We start from the raw sequence: 14,712 nt of genomic DNA, 5'->3' as shown, positions 1-14,712 counted from the left end.
AGCCATTAACTTAATAAATGTATTAATTACATAATAAAAAATGAACCGAACTCTATTAAATAACGTAAAAGCTAAAAGGTTTTCGCTTTGGGAACATCTCAAAATATTAAATTGATGGTAACTTTGTTGTAGCTCTTTAAACATACCTATATTAAAACCCAAATTTCTCAATTTAATGCTGAGAAATTTGGGTTTTTCTAAAGGAATCAATTTTTTAAAAAATTTTTAGAAATTTAAAGATAAAGTATTGTATACATGTAAGTATGATTAAAAATGAAAAGTTGTAAATGCTAAATTTAATTAAATACGCCTTACTCTCTTTAACATTGGCCTGAATGAATAGTTTATAGGAGATTACACTGGCTAAAGATGCGATAATTGTTCCAAGCCCTCCAATATTTACTCCTAGTAATAAAGCTTTCCAATCAGAAGTAAAGTTTGATAGAAGAATTGAAGTAGGAAAATTGCTAATCAATTGACTCAAAAATATGGAACTAAAGAAGACTGAAGTATCTCCTCTTAAATTAGCGCGAGCAAATGTCCCCAGTGCATCGGAATGGGAAATGTTTCCGATAAAAGTAAAAAAACAGACAAAGGTTATTAGAAGAAAGTAATCGATCTTAAATAGTAAGTTTCTATCTAACGTAAATGCTGCTATCAGTGTGACTATTAGCGCAATGTAATAATTAATGACACCAAAAATAGATGCAATGATAGTGATCAGTATCAAAATCCAGACAGTAGCTTTTTTTCGATTTTTCACGGTAATAACAGATAGTTCTATTTTCAAATCTGTTTTTTGAAGTTTTTGAGTAAATATAAATAACAAACTAATTCCAAGTACAGCTAAAAGCAGGATTGAACCTAAAAATGGGATGAGCTTAATTCCATAGTAAGAATATAGGTATAAATTTTGTGGGTTTCCCATAGGCATCAAGCTACTACCGATGTTTGCCGCAATTGTCTGCAGGATGATTGTATCCATCATGTTCATTTGTGTTTTTTTACTAATGACAAGTGTTATTGGTACAAAAGTGAGGAGAGCAACATCATTTGTTACAAACATGGAGCAAATAAAGCATAACAAAATTAGAATAATAGATATTGACCTGCTGTTATTGCATTTATTTAAAATCGCAACGGCAAGTTTGTCTAATATCTTTAGCTGTTCCAAGGCCTTAATGGCCACCATTAGATTAAATAAGCTAATTAACACTTCAAAGTTAATATATTCGATCTTTGGCGAATGTATTAAGCAGCTTACAATTGCTAGTATCAGTGAAATGGTAAGTACTAAATCCTTTTTTAAAAATTCGAATTTCATAAGGAGTCTTTTTTTATTTTGAACGAATACTATTTCTTTCACAATACACCACCTGTAATCTATGTTAGGAAATATACGTTTTTGGGGATAACTCGATATTGCTAGAAAAGAGGATGTCATAAGGTCCTAAATAAGAGTTTTGTAATGTTTCATCCCTTCAACAAAATCCTTTTTTTCTTAGTGTCTTTAATGTTGTAAATATGTGCAATATAGAAGAATCCAGCTAGGGGGATTAATTGAGAAAACAAATGTTTTTTGTATGATACCATAAATAAATTAAATGTTTTATTTTTTTAAATATTCTTATAATATTTCATTGATTCTTGATTTCAAATACTTTATATGAACTTCTAAAAGAGAAAAAATATGCATGTTTATATGAAGAAAATAGAGGCTTGTCAAAGGTTAGGTAGAACAGAATCCGCGACGTTTGGATACTGTATAAAATTCACAAAATCTCACTGTTTTTTAGATGAAAAATCTTAAAATATTTTTTTGTTTTTATAAAAATCTGTACTTTTTCGTAACATTCTGTACTTTTAATTATAAATTAAAGACAAGCTTCTCTTAGTTGAAGGTTGAAAGCGCTTTATAGATTTTTTGCGAAGTTTTTACCTAGCCTATTTTTGAGATTAGTAGTGAGAAAGGAGATATTTTCATGTTCTTGATAAAATTAATAAATAACCAGTTAATCACTATTGATTTTATGATTTAAATGTAAATCACCGTAAACGAAACAAACATAATAGTACAACAACATTAGTGGATAAGAATATTAGTTTTACAGAAGGGGATAGAGCAACGGGTGTATAAACGTTAAGTTCTTCAAAATTTCAGTTTTACAGTTATATGTTGTGATGTTTGCTTAACAGGTCAATCCTATTAATATAGAAAACTTTTATCCTTGTTGTATTTGAATATGAAAGAGGTATTTATACCAGGAAATATAGGTGATTTTATATAGATTATGATATATAAAATTTGGTATGGAGTGATAATATGGAAAGTTTTTTTGTAGATTTAGTCGGATCAACAAATGATTTTTTATGGTCTAAATTGTTAATTATTATGCTTGTTATTTGCGGAATTTATTTTACATTTAAATTGAATTTTGTACAGTTTCGAATGTTAAAAGAGATGGTCCGTGTATTAATGGAGGGGAAAAGTGGTTCTAAAGATCAAATCTCTCCTTTTCAAGCGTTTTGTATTGGTATGGCAGCCCGCGTTGGAACAGGGAATATCACAGGAATTGCGATTGCAATTGCATTAGGTGGTCCTGGAGCTGTATTTTGGATGTGGATTATTTCTATTATTAGCTCGGCATCTAGTTTTGTCGAAAGCACATTAGCACAGATATATAAAGTAAAAGATAAAACTGGTTTCCGCGGTGGTCCATCCTATTATATGGAAAAAGGGTTGAATAAACGTTGGATGGGAGTATTATTCTCTATTTTAATCACAATTACTTTTGGACTTGTATTCAATTCAGTACAATCAAATACAGTTACAATTGCTTTTCAAAACTCATTTGGTACAGATCGTCTAACAGTTGGGATAATCATGGCCATTGCTTTCGCTGCGATTATTTTTGGTGGTGTACAACGTATTGCAAAAATGGCTGAATACAAGGTGGTATTTTTAGCGGTATTATACATTGGAGTTGCATTATTTGTTGTAGTTACCAACATATCAAAAATGCCGGAAGTTCTTGCTCTTATTGTTCAAAACGCATTTGGTTTTAAACAAATAGCAGGCGGTTCAATTGGTGCAGCACTTATGAATGGAGTTAAACGCGGTTTATTCTCAAATGAAGCTGGTATGGGAAGTGCACCAAACGTTGCCGCAACAGCAACAACAAGTCATCCGGTGAAACAAGGACTGATTCAAGCATTTGGTGTATTAACGGATACACTGATCATTTGTACTAGCACTGCCTTTATTATTTTGCTGTCTGATGCATATAAACAACCGGGGTTAAATGGTATTGCACTTACACAAGCAGCATTAAGTGAACACATAGGTCCTTGGGCATCGGGTTGTCTTGCTATCTTTGTTTTTTTATTTGGATTTGGTGCGTTAATTGGCAACTATTATTATGGTGAAACAAATATTCGCTTCTTACATACAAGTAAAGTGTGGTTAATGATATACAGAATAAGTGTGTTGGCTATGATTGTATTTGGTTCTGTTGCAAAGATTCAAATTGTATGGGATTTAGCGGACTTATTTATGGGCTTTATGGTTATTATTAATTTAATTGCTATTACCTTACTTTCAAAAGTAGCATTTGCGGCGTTACAAGATTATATAAACCAGAAAAAAGCTGGTAAAGATCCTATTTTTTATAAAGAAAACATTAAAGGGCTTGAAAATATTGAATGTTGGGATAGTTATGAGAAAACTTCAAAAAAGAAAAGTGTGTAATAAGAAGGATATTCAGACTGCAATATGTCTGAATATTTTTCTTGGTTCTAGTGCAAATATTATTGATTATAGTAAAGAAAAAATCATTCTATATAAAGTTAATAGTACGGGGGAATATTATTAAATGATAAAGGATTCTAGCGTTCAAGTTGAGGGTCAAGAAAAAGTTTGCTTAGATCAATGGGTAGCTCATTATCGAGCGTATGCAGCTAAGGGACGAAGCGCCAGTTATATTCCCGCTCTGGGGGAAATAAATGTATCGCAGTTAGGTATTTGTATAGTAAAGCCAGATGGAACAATGATAAAATCAGGAGATTGGAAGATACCTTTCACATTACAAAGTATATCAAAAGTAATCGGTTTTATAGCCGCTTGTTTAAGTCGCGGTATTTCTTATGTATTAGAACGAGTTGACGTAGAGCCAACTGGAGATGCCTTTAATTCAATTATTCGTTTAGAGATACATAAACCAGGAAAACCTTTTAATCCTATGATCAATGCTGGAGCGATTACGATAGCTTCACTTTTGCCAGGGAGATCGGTGCAAGAAAAATTAGAATCTCTATACGTATTAATTGAAAAAATGATAGAGAAGCGTCCCGCTATTAATGAAATAGTATTTCAATCAGAATGGGAAACGGCTCATCGTAATAGAGCATTAGCATACTATTTAAAGGAGAATGGTTTTCTAGAATCAGATGTGGAGGAGACACTAGAGGTTTACCTAAAACAATGTTCGATTGAAATAAATACAGAAGATATTGCCTTAATAGGGCTTATACTAGCACATGATGGATATCATCCTATTCGCAAAGAACAAGTGCTCCCTAAAGAAGTAGCTAGGTTAACAAAAGCTTTAATGCTTACTTGTGGAATGTACAACGCTTCTGGAAAATTTGCTGCTTTCATTGGATTACCAGCTAAGAGTGGGGTATCCGGCGGAATTATGACACTTGTTCCCTCAAAATCTAGGAAGGATTTATCGTTCCAAGATGGATGTGGTATTGGTATTTACGGACCGGCCATTGATGAATATGGGAATAGTTTACCAGGAATTATGTTGTTAGAACATATTGCAAAAGAATGGGATTTAAGTATATTTTAAAAAGGAGCACAGATATTTTGGTGTTAGAGCGAGTCCAAAAGTGTTCAGACCTTATATTGTGTCTGAACATTTTTGAGTTATAAAGTATCTTTCTAAAGTAGAAGGGTGTAATGAATACTCACAATCTATAATGCTTTCGTTTATATCTTATTTATCAGTTTTTGAAAAAAATAGAGTAAGTATTGTATTAATGCAAATAGGTTTGTATACTGACTGTTAGGCGAAAGTGAGAAGTGATTATTTTGAATCTTAGTAATTTAGTAAAAAAAGACATCTATATTCTCGTTTTAATGATACTTACAGTACCCTTAGTAGGTGAAATAAAGTCATTTCCTTTAAATGAAACATTTAGAATGAGCTTTGGCGCACCAACATTTTTCTTTTTTTTGTTATTGTTTCGACGAATTCCAGCATTTTTACCGGGCTTTTTAACAGCGATAGTCGTGGTAGTATTTCGTATCTCAATGGATGTCATTATAAAGGGAAATATGGACTGGCTAGCTGCTTTTCATACTCACTATCCTAGTTTTTTCTTTTATTTTACTTACTCGTATCTCTTTCATTTAGCAAAAATCAAACGTTTTTATCATCAACCACTAATGATTGGTTTTATTGGTTGCATGATTGAAATACTGTCAGACTGTGTGGAATTAATGATTCAATATTTCGTATTAAAAACATCGATCACATCCGAGGCAATAAATGAGATCATTGTTATCGCATGTTCCCATAGTTTTATAGTTCTAAGCTTTTTCAATATGATGAAATTGTATGAAGCGCAATCAAGGGAGAGACATATAAAAAAGCAAAATGAACACATGCTCATGCTCATCTCTAATTTATATGAAGATGCTGTTCATTTAAAAAAAACATTACAAGATGCTGAGAATATAACAAAAAAATCCTATGACTTATATAAAACCTTAGACTCTTTTGAGCCCAAACAGATGGATTTTCAGTTTGGGGATTTAAGACAACAGGCATTACAAATTGCTGGTGAGGTCCATGACGTTAAAAAAGATAACCAACGTATTTTTGCGGGACTTTCAAAACTAATTTCTGATGAAAGTTTTACAGATTATATGTCTGTACATGAACTAGTAAATATCATTATACGGGCAAATACGAAATATGCACGGTTGCTAGAGAAAGACATCCAATTTGTGTATAAAATTGATGGTGTGCATCCTCATTATCATATTTACACAATCTTATCTATTATAAATAATATCGTTACAAACGCTGTAGAAGCTATCCAAGGTATGGGAACCATCACAATTGACATTAATAAAGACCACCATTTTGTTGAATTTCAAATAGGCGATAATGGTCCCGGTATTTCTTCAAAATATAAAGATTCAATTTTTGAGCCTGGGTTTACTTCTAAATATGATGATTTAGGCAATCCATCGACAGGTATCGGATTATCGTATGTTAAAGAAATGGTCGAACAACTTGAAGGTGATGTTACGCTTGAGGACAGAACCGAAGGAAAAGGATCAATTTTTATAATTAGATTAGGGATTGATCATATAATTTCGAAAGGGTGATTCTATGTATTTTTATATAGTAGATGATGAAAAAGCGGTTCGCTCAATGTTGGCTCAAATTATCGAGGATGAAGATCTTGGGGAGGTTATAGGAGAAGCTGAGGATGGTTTATCTTTAGAGCAACAAATGCTAATCCTTAAAAATATAGACATTTTATTTATCGATTTGTTAATGCCGATTCAAGATGGAATAAAAACAATCTGTCAAATAAAACCTTCGTTTAAAGGGAAAATCATCATGGTCTCTCAAGTAGAATCAAAAGAATTAATTGCTGAAGCTTATTCGCTTGGTGTTGAATACTATATTATTAAGCCAATTAACCGGATTGAAGTATTAACAGTTGTTCGGAAAGTCATTGAACGAATTCGTTTGGAAAAATCGATAAAAAACATTCAAGAATCGCTTAATATGGTACTAAAATTGGATAGTAATTCAAGTGCGCAAGAAAAATACCGTAATGAAAAACATTTAAATACTTTTAATCATTTTCAAAATTCCATTCATTTTCTTTTGTCTGAATTAGGAATAGCCAGTGAAAGTGGAAGTAAAGATTTAATGGATATGCTAGATTATTTATATAAATATGAACAAGATAACACGTTGGAACAAGGCTTTCCCTCACTAAAAGAGATTTTTATGAATTTGGCTCAAAAAAAACTTGGGGATTCAGCTGAAGATGCCGAATTAAAAAGGTTCATAGAAGCTTCCAAACAACGGATTCGGAGAGCAATTTATCAATCATTAAACCATTTAGCATCCCTTGGACTTACTGATTTTTTAAACCCGAAGTTCGAAAATTATGCTTCTAGATTTTTTGATTTTACTACCGTAAGGAGAAAGATGACAGAATTGAATAATGAACCAACATTACCTGCTCGTATTGATACGAAAAAATTTATTCAAGTTCTTTATTTTGAAGCAAAACGAATACACTTGGAGTTAAGATGATAAACTCTTGCTAAGTATTATTTTCAATTGATAGATTGATAATAGTTTTTCTTTTTATTCTCCTTTATTTCATATTAGTTTTAAAATCAGAAAATTCCGTATCGATTTGGTAGAAGTGTATGAACTTAGAACAAAAGAATATGTATTTTTTATTTTTTTAAACATTAATATTCATTAAAAAAAACGAGTATTTTCACAATAAAATATAAATACATAGTAAGTTGAATTTAAAAAAAGATGCTATCTTCTAGCATCTTTTTTTCTTTAAGAGGAAATATCATTGATCCTTATATTATTTGAAATTCAAATGCGGGCATATAAATAAGGGAAAAGGAGATAATATCTAACAAATTATAATTGGAAATGGTATTTTAGGTCAGAAATGTTTTTATACTAATTAGGTTATTGGTACTAAATAAGCATAATGTCTCGCTTTTCTGCTCTTTAATCTTATAGTTATTTTTTATTAAGTACATATCGTTTTTTAGAAATCTCAATCCTAGCAGAGTATATAAATTGGGTGATAAAAATGTGGAACATAATTACTTCTTATCTTCCAGATTGGACAGTCTTTGTACAAGCTTTTATCTTGTTTTTAATTCCGTATACTATCTCAAGATTTTTTCATTGGGTTCGTATGTCAGAGAAAGAGTGGGAAGAATGAGTTGGTGGAAGTCAAGAGACAAACAAGTGAAAAAAAATAATATTCAAAGTAAAACGAAACAAGAGCATAAACCATCTCAAAATGCAAACGTTCATTTCACAAATGATTTTGCCTCTAACTTAGAACTTATAAAGCAACAAATCGGACATAATTCTGATGTTCGCTTTCGGAAGTTTAATATTGGACGCACAGATATTCAAGCTGGGATCGTTTTTGTTGATGGTCTATCAGATAAAGAGATAATTGACAAACATATTATGAAATTACTAATGGATGATTTTTCTGATGAATATAAAAATGAATCTTCTTATGTGGAGGGGACTGTTTCAAAAGAATATATTAAAAATAAAGTTCTTACAATTAGTGAAGTAGCAGAAGTCCATTACATAAAAGATTTAATACCCAAAGTATTGATAGGTTCAACAGCTCTTTTAATTGATGGTTTAGCAGATGTGTTTATTCTTGGTACAACAAAAGCAAATAAACGAAACATTGAAGAACCAGTATCGGAGGCATTAGTCAGAGGGCCACGGGTCGGTTTTACTGAAGTATTAAGTGATAATACCTCACTTTTGCGACGACACTGTGCGGATGAGAGCTTATCATTAGTAAAGCTACCAGTAGGAGAACGTGCAAAGAAAGAGTTAGTCGTCGCATTTATTAAAGATCTTGCTAGTGCAGAATTGGTGGATGAAATAAAAAACAGAATTCAGAAAATTGACATAGACAGTGTACTCGAATCTGGTTATATAGAGCAACTTATTGAAGATAATTATCTCAGTCCTTTTCCGCAGATTCAAAATACAGAACGACCTGATCGTGTTATTAGTGCTTTGATGGAAGGTCGAGTAGCTATTTTGTTAGATGGAACACCATTTGTTTTAATTGCTCCAGTTACATTTAGTATGCTGCTGCAATCACCAGAAGATTATTATGAAAGGTGGCTTCCTGGTACGCTTCTCCGCTTATTACGCTTCATGACAGCTTTTGTTTCATTATTTGCTCCAGCACTGTATATTTCTTTTATTTCATTTCATCCAGGATTAATTCCCACTAAGCTCGCTATTTCTATTATCGGATCGCGAGAAGGAGTTCCTTTTCCCGCTTTAATAGAAGCGTTAATTATGGAAGTAGCTATCGAAGTTTTGCGAGAAGCAGGTTTACGTCTGCCTAAACCGATTGGACCTGCAATGGGAATTGTGGGCGGTTTAATAATTGGTCAGGCTGCCGTAGAAGCAGGAATTGTTAGTCCAATAATGGTTATCGTTGTTGCGGTAACAGCTATTTCTTCTTTTACTATTCCGCAATATAGTGTGGGAATTACGTTACGCATTCTTCGTTTTATAGCTATGTTTTGTGCTGCGATATTTGGTTTGTATGGAGTTATTCTCTTCTTTCTTTTACTTTGCAGTCATTTAGTGAAACTGAAAAGTTTTGGCGTTCCTTATACTAGTCCTGCTGTTCCGTATCGATTTAGTGACTGGAAAGATTTTATGGTTCGCATGCCATTAAAAATAATGAGACGTCGACCGAAAATAATGCATACTAAAAAAACTATCCGCAAAAGGTAGCTGATGACGAAAGGAAGTGGCCTTCAGTGATTACTGAACTTAAAGACCGAATAACAACTTCGCAAGCAGTTGTTATTATTGTAAATTACATACTTGGAACGGGGATCCTCACTTTGCCTAGAGCATCTGTGGAAAAAGTGAAAACACCAGATGTATGGCTAAGTGTTATATTAGGTGGGATACTGGCAATGGTTTCAGGAGTAATTATGGTCAAATTAAGTCAGCAGTTTCCAGATAAAACATTTTATCAATACAGTCAAGATATTGTAGGGAAATGGATAGGCAGGTTGCTTAGTTTTCTTATTATAGGGTATTTTCTTACAACTTCAGCATTTCAAATTCGTTCAATGGCAGAAGTAATAAGCTTTTTTTTGCTCGAAGGAACCCCCACATGGGCTATTGTTATGCCTTTTATGTGGATAGGTCTCTATTTGATTATGAGTGGTATTAATTCAATTGCACGGATGTTTGAAATAATATTTCCTATTACTGTTTTTATTTTTTTAATCATTTCCTTTATGAGCATCGGAATATTCGAGATAGATAATCTCCGTCCCGTATTAGGTTTGGGAATTAAACCGGTATTAGATGGGATAAAAACAACGTCTCTCGCATATACAGGTCCTGAAATTATGTTAATTCTTTTGGTATTTATGGAACAACGAAATAAAGCAGTAAAAGCTATTTTAGTTGGAATTTCTATTCCGTTAATCTTTTATGTAATAACTGTTGTAATGGTCATTGGTGCATTATCAATTGATGGGGTTGTAACAAGAACATGGCCGACAATTGACCTTATGCGCAGTTTTGAAATTTCTGGATTGATATTTGAACGTTTTGAATCTTTACTGCTTGTAATATGGATTATGCAAATATTTGCTACCTATACGATTAGTTATTATGCAGCTGCATTAGGATTAGCGCAACTCTTCAAAAAGAGTATTCATCCGTTTATTTTTGCTTTGATTCCAATCATTTACATCATTGCTATGACTTCGAAAAATATAAATGACTTGCTTAAATTGGGGGATATGCTCGGTAATGCTGCTTTATTTTTATTTGGTTTACTGCCACTGCTTCTTCTTATTATTACGCGATTAAAAGGAGGAGTAGTGTGAAAAATAAATTTAATTATATGCGGTTCTATTTGGCTTTGTTATGGACGCTTTTGCTTCTATTTTTAACAGGATGTTGGAGCAGTAAAGAAGTAGAAGAGTTGAGTTTAACTGCAGGTATAGCACTAGATAAAGGGAAGGATTCAACAATTGAGAAAGAGGATGAGGAAGGAGGTTATCCTAAAAGAAATCTTATAACAGCTACTTATCAAATTGTTAGTTCGCAAGCACAAAGTAAAGGAAATGGACAACAAAAACGTTATATAAATGTTTCTGAGACCGGTGATTCCATTCATCAAATTGTTCGTGAGTTTTCATTGAAAAGAGAGAGCACAATGTTCAGCCCACATTTAAAAAACATTGTTATTAGTGATAGTCTTGTACGTACATACAGTTTAGAACAATTACTTGAACAGTATCTCCGTGACAATGAAGTTCGGCTTAGCTGTATGCTCTTAATTAGCAAGGGTCTAGCGAAGGAGGTACTGGAATCAAATAAAAAAGGAGAAATCCCAGCATTTCGTTTGTCTGGAATTGCAGATAATAGAAATAGAACAACAAGGATTTTACCTCCTGTATCGCTCGCTAAATTGGAAGGAAAGATGCGGTCAGGGTCCAGTTTTCTTTTACAGAATGTAATATCGATAAAAGGGGAAACAAAATTTGCAGGAGCTGCTGTAATTAAAGGGAAGACAAAAAAGTTGATGGGGTTTTTAAATGAACAGGAATTGGAAGGAGTAGTATGGATAAACGGAAAAAGGAATGGTGGTGTGGTAAAAACTTTTGATAAAGAATCAAAGAAACTCATTATATACGAAATAAAGTCAATAAAAAGCAAAATCATACCACATGTTAACGGAAATAATATTTCCTTTGATGTAAACATTGAATCAGAAGGGCGTTTGTCTGAAAATTGGATACAATCAGGAAAAGATTTTGAAAATGAATTTTTAAAAAAGGAAGAAAAAGCTATTGAAAAAGAAGTAAAGCACTTAGTACATCATGTTACAAAAAAAATACAAAAAGAATATCAAGTCGATATTGCGGGTTTTGGCAACCAACTAAGAATTAAACACCCGAGAACATGGGAGAAAGTCAAAAAAAATTGGGATCAAACATTTAGTAAAGTACCGATTAAATATCATATAAATGTAACTATACAAGATTATGGAGCGTCAAGTTTAAAACGGTGAGATACATTAATTGAAATTATATTTGCATCAAAACAAAAAGTTATAAAAGTTTTAATTTGAAAATTTTTGTAACTTTTTGTTTTTTTATGTCCTTCTTATTATAGATTAAAGAAATGATTTTATCCCGCTATTTGCCGGGCAGTAAGACCCACACCTCAAAATTCAGCGAAAGCAAAGAAGTTATTAGAGGTATATGTAAGCTTTATATAGGAAGGAGAATTTTGAAATTCTATTGATAAACCAAGTAATTGTAATAGCCCTTATTTAGAATAATAATTTCAAAATCAATAAAATTTAGAGTAGAAGGAGCAAGAGCAAATTATTATGAATAAACAAATAGGATTCATCGGATGTGGAAACATGGGTATTGCTATGATAGGTGGGATGATAAAAAAAAATATAGTTTCTCCAGATCAAATAATTTGTTCAGATTTAAACGTCATTAATTTAAAAAATGCTAGTAATGAATATGGCATAACTATAACTACTAACAACAATGAAGTCGCTAACAGTGCTGACATTTTAATTTTATCAATCAAACCAGATTTATACTCATCGGTAATTAACCAAATAAAAGATCAAATAAAAAATGATGTAATCGTTGTAACTATTGCTGCAGGAAAAAGTATTAAGAGCACTGAGAATGAATTTGGTAGAAAGTTAAAAGTTGTTAGAGTAATGCCTAATACACCGGCACTTGTTGGAGAAGGAATGTCTGCGTTATGTTTTAATGAAATGGTTACAGAAAAAGATATAAAAGAGGTACTGAACATATTTAATATTTTCGGCCAGACGGAGGTCATAAATGAAAAACTAATGGATGTTGTTACATCTATTAGTGGTTCTTCTCCAGCATATGTGTATATGTTTATAGAAGCCATGGCAGATGCTGCTGTACTTGGCGGTATGCCGAGAAAACAAGCTTATAAATTTGCGGCTCAGGCTGTATTAGGTTCTGCAAAAATGGTATTGGAAACAGGAATACATCCAGGTGAATTGAAGGATATGGTTTGTTCTCCAGGTGGAACGACGATAGAGGCTGTAGTAACGCTAGAAGAAAAAGGTTTAAGAACAGCTATCATTTCAGCTATGAAACGTTGTACGCAAAAATCTATGGAAATGTCTAGTTTAACTAGTAAGTGAGAAGCGAATTTATATAAAATTTCAAATCTATTTAATGTAAAAGAAATATTATGAGGCTAGTTAATAACTAAGTAAATTTATATACAACACTAACGAGAAGAACAAACCTTATTTTAAAGGGGATACAGAAAATATGAGTAATTTACTAAAAAAGAAATCCGTTACACAATTGTTAGAGCATAATCAAAGCAAGACTTTAACGAAAACATTAGGAGCATTTGATTTAATTATGTTAGGGGTAGGCTCGATAGTTGGAACGGGCGTTCTTGTGTTAACTGGATTAGTAGCAGCAAGAAATGCTGGCCCAGCAGTTGTTTTTTCATTTATACTTGCAGCAATTATATGTGGATTTATAGCATTATGTTACGCGGAAATTGCTTCTACACTCCCGGCGTCTGGTAGTGTATATACATACTCATATGCAACAATTGGTGAGTTTGTTGCTCATCTAGTAGGTTGGTCATTGCTGTTAATATATATCGTGGCAACAGCGGCTGTCGCTGCTGGATGGACAGGCTATTTCCACAATTTAATAAAGGGATTTGGATTAGAGATACCTAAAGCTCTAGTAACGATTCCTTCGCATGGTGGTATTGTGAATCTACCAGCAGTAATCATTACATTGATATTAGCATGGATGTTATCCCGTGGTACGAGGGAAAGCAAACGAATCAATAATACAATGGTATTGATTAAAATTGGAATGATTTTGTTGTTTATTACGGTTGGTATATTCTATGTAAAACCAATGAACTGGATACCAATTGCACCATACGGTTTAAGTGGAGTTTTTACGGGTGGAGCAGCTATTTTATTCGCTTTTACGGGTTTTGATATATTAGCAACTTCAGCAGAAGAAGTAAAAGATCCGAAACGTAATCTTCCGATCGGTATTATTGCATCATTAATCATATGTACAATTATTTATGTTATGGTATGCCTTGTTATGACAGGAATGGTTTCCTATAAAGAATTAAATGTTCCTGAGGCGATGGCTTATGTAATGGAAGTTGTAGGACAAGGAAAAGTCGCTGGTGCAATTGCTGCAGGTGCTGTAATTGGCCTTATGGCTGTTATTTTTTCCAATATGTATGCGGCAACACGAGTATTCTTTGCAATGAGTCGTGATGGATTGTTACCGAAATCATTTGCGAGAGTTAATAAGAAAACTGGAGCACCCACTTTTATAACTGGATTGTCAGGAATAGGGAGCTCTATAATAGCTGGGTTTATTGATTTGAAAGAATTAGTTAATTTAGTTAATATCGGTAGTTTGGTGACGTTTGCGTTAGTTTGTCTATCAGTTATTATCCTACGTAAATCACACCCAAATTTAAAACGTGGATTTATGGTACCTTTTGTACCTGTATTACCATGCGTTGCAATTGTATGCTGTGTGTTTTTAATGCTAAATTTACCGTTAAGGACATGGGTGTACTTTAGTATTTGGATTACTATTGGGGTAGTAATATATTTTCTTTATTCGATAAAACACAGTAATTTAAATGAGGAAACGATCTCGAAATTACATGATAAAATTGCGAGATAATAACGATCGAAAATTTTATTAATAATCATATTGATAGTTGAGTAACATAGAAACAGTTTTTTGACATTTAGCAAGAGATAAAATAAGAGATGCTAGGGCAGCTAAGTACTTTTTTAGAAACCTTG

Annotated in this window: 11 protein-coding genes; 10 read left to right on the top strand and 1 reads right to left on the bottom strand. The window is 32.6% G+C overall.

The genetic code is table 11. From position 1 onward, the window contains the following. Positions 1-214: 214 nt before the first annotated feature. Positions 215-1,366, bottom strand: coding sequence for an anion transporter (locus MHI26_RS15905; protein WP_061665927.1), 1,152 nt, complete (start codon positions 1,364-1,366; stop codon positions 215-217). Positions 1,367-2,323: 957 nt separating this feature from the next. On the opposite strand from MHI26_RS15905, the gene MHI26_RS15900 reads away from it, so the two are divergent. The 10 genes from MHI26_RS15900 (at position 2,324) to MHI26_RS15855 (ending at position 14,587) form a co-directional block, all read left to right on the top strand. Continuing rightward, on the top strand, positions 2,324-3,748 hold the full coding sequence (locus MHI26_RS15900) for an alanine/glycine:cation symporter family protein (RefSeq protein ID WP_061665928.1): 1,425 nt from the start codon (positions 2,324-2,326) through the stop codon (positions 3,746-3,748). A gap of 124 nt (positions 3,749-3,872) precedes the next feature. Beyond that, the gene (gene glsA, locus MHI26_RS15895) at positions 3,873-4,853 is read left to right on the top strand and encodes a glutaminase GlsA (RefSeq protein WP_061665929.1); all 981 of its coding nucleotides are present in this window, start codon (positions 3,873-3,875) and stop codon (positions 4,851-4,853) included. 233 nt (positions 4,854-5,086) lie between these two features. Continuing rightward, positions 5,087-6,403, top strand: a complete 1,317-nt coding sequence (locus MHI26_RS15890) for a sensor histidine kinase (RefSeq protein ID WP_061665930.1) — start codon at positions 5,087-5,089, stop codon at positions 6,401-6,403. A gap of 4 nt (positions 6,404-6,407) precedes the next feature. Next, positions 6,408-7,352 (top strand): response regulator, encoded by a 945-nt coding sequence (locus MHI26_RS15885; protein WP_061665931.1) that lies wholly within the window; start codon positions 6,408-6,410, stop codon positions 7,350-7,352. A gap of 529 nt (positions 7,353-7,881) precedes the next feature. Next, a complete protein-coding gene (locus MHI26_RS15880) occupies positions 7,882-8,016 on the top strand; it encodes a hypothetical protein (protein WP_000267091.1) in 135 nt (44 codons plus the stop codon). Further along, positions 8,013-9,587 (top strand): spore germination protein, encoded by a 1,575-nt coding sequence (locus tag MHI26_RS15875; protein WP_061665932.1) that lies wholly within the window; start codon positions 8,013-8,015, stop codon positions 9,585-9,587. The genes MHI26_RS15880 and MHI26_RS15875 overlap by 4 nt, the downstream gene beginning before the upstream one ends. Positions 9,588-9,613: 26 nt before the next feature. Then, the gene (locus MHI26_RS15870) at positions 9,614-10,705 is read left to right on the top strand and encodes a spore germination protein (protein WP_061665933.1); all 1,092 of its coding nucleotides are present in this window, start codon (positions 9,614-9,616) and stop codon (positions 10,703-10,705) included. After that, positions 10,702-11,895: a Ger(x)C family spore germination protein gene (locus tag MHI26_RS15865; protein WP_061665934.1), complete on the top strand. Its 1,194-nt coding sequence runs from the start codon at positions 10,702-10,704 to the stop codon at positions 11,893-11,895. Before MHI26_RS15870 ends, MHI26_RS15865 begins: the two co-directional genes overlap by 4 nt. 324 nt (positions 11,896-12,219) lie before the next feature. Further along, the gene (proC, locus tag MHI26_RS15860; RefSeq protein ID WP_001041290.1) at positions 12,220-13,038 is read left to right on the top strand and encodes a pyrroline-5-carboxylate reductase; all 819 of its coding nucleotides are present in this window, start codon (positions 12,220-12,222) and stop codon (positions 13,036-13,038) included. Between the two features lie 133 nt (positions 13,039-13,171). Beyond that, a complete protein-coding gene (locus MHI26_RS15855) occupies positions 13,172-14,587 on the top strand; it encodes an amino acid permease (RefSeq protein WP_061665935.1) in 1,416 nt (471 codons plus the stop codon). Positions 14,588-14,712: the final 125 nt, after the last annotated feature.

It is taken from the genome of Bacillus sp. FSL K6-1218, from assembly GCF_038006445.1.
Taxonomy (GTDB): Bacteria; Bacillota; Bacilli; order Bacillales; family Bacillaceae_G; genus Bacillus_A; species Bacillus_A thuringiensis_S.
This window is presented reverse-complemented; position numbering and strand designations above follow the sequence as displayed.

Excerpts from the sequence above, each read along its gene's own strand:
- MHI26_RS15900 (WP_061665928.1), top strand. The coding sequence starts at position 2,324 with ATGGAAAGTTTTTTTGTAGATTTAGTCGGATCAACAAATGATTTTTTA.
- glsA (WP_061665929.1), top strand. The coding sequence starts at position 3,873 with ATGATAAAGGATTCTAGCGTTCAAGTTGAGGGTCAAGAAAAAGTTTGC.
- MHI26_RS15885 (WP_061665931.1), top strand. The coding sequence starts at position 6,408 with ATGTATTTTTATATAGTAGATGATGAAAAAGCGGTTCGCTCAATGTTG.
- MHI26_RS15880 (WP_000267091.1), top strand. The coding sequence starts at position 7,882 with ATGTGGAACATAATTACTTCTTATCTTCCAGATTGGACAGTCTTTGTA.
- MHI26_RS15875 (WP_061665932.1), top strand. The coding sequence starts at position 8,013 with ATGAGTTGGTGGAAGTCAAGAGACAAACAAGTGAAAAAAAATAATATT.
- proC (WP_001041290.1), top strand. The coding sequence starts at position 12,220 with ATGAATAAACAAATAGGATTCATCGGATGTGGAAACATGGGTATTGCT.
- MHI26_RS15855 (WP_061665935.1), top strand. The coding sequence starts at position 13,172 with ATGAGTAATTTACTAAAAAAGAAATCCGTTACACAATTGTTAGAGCAT.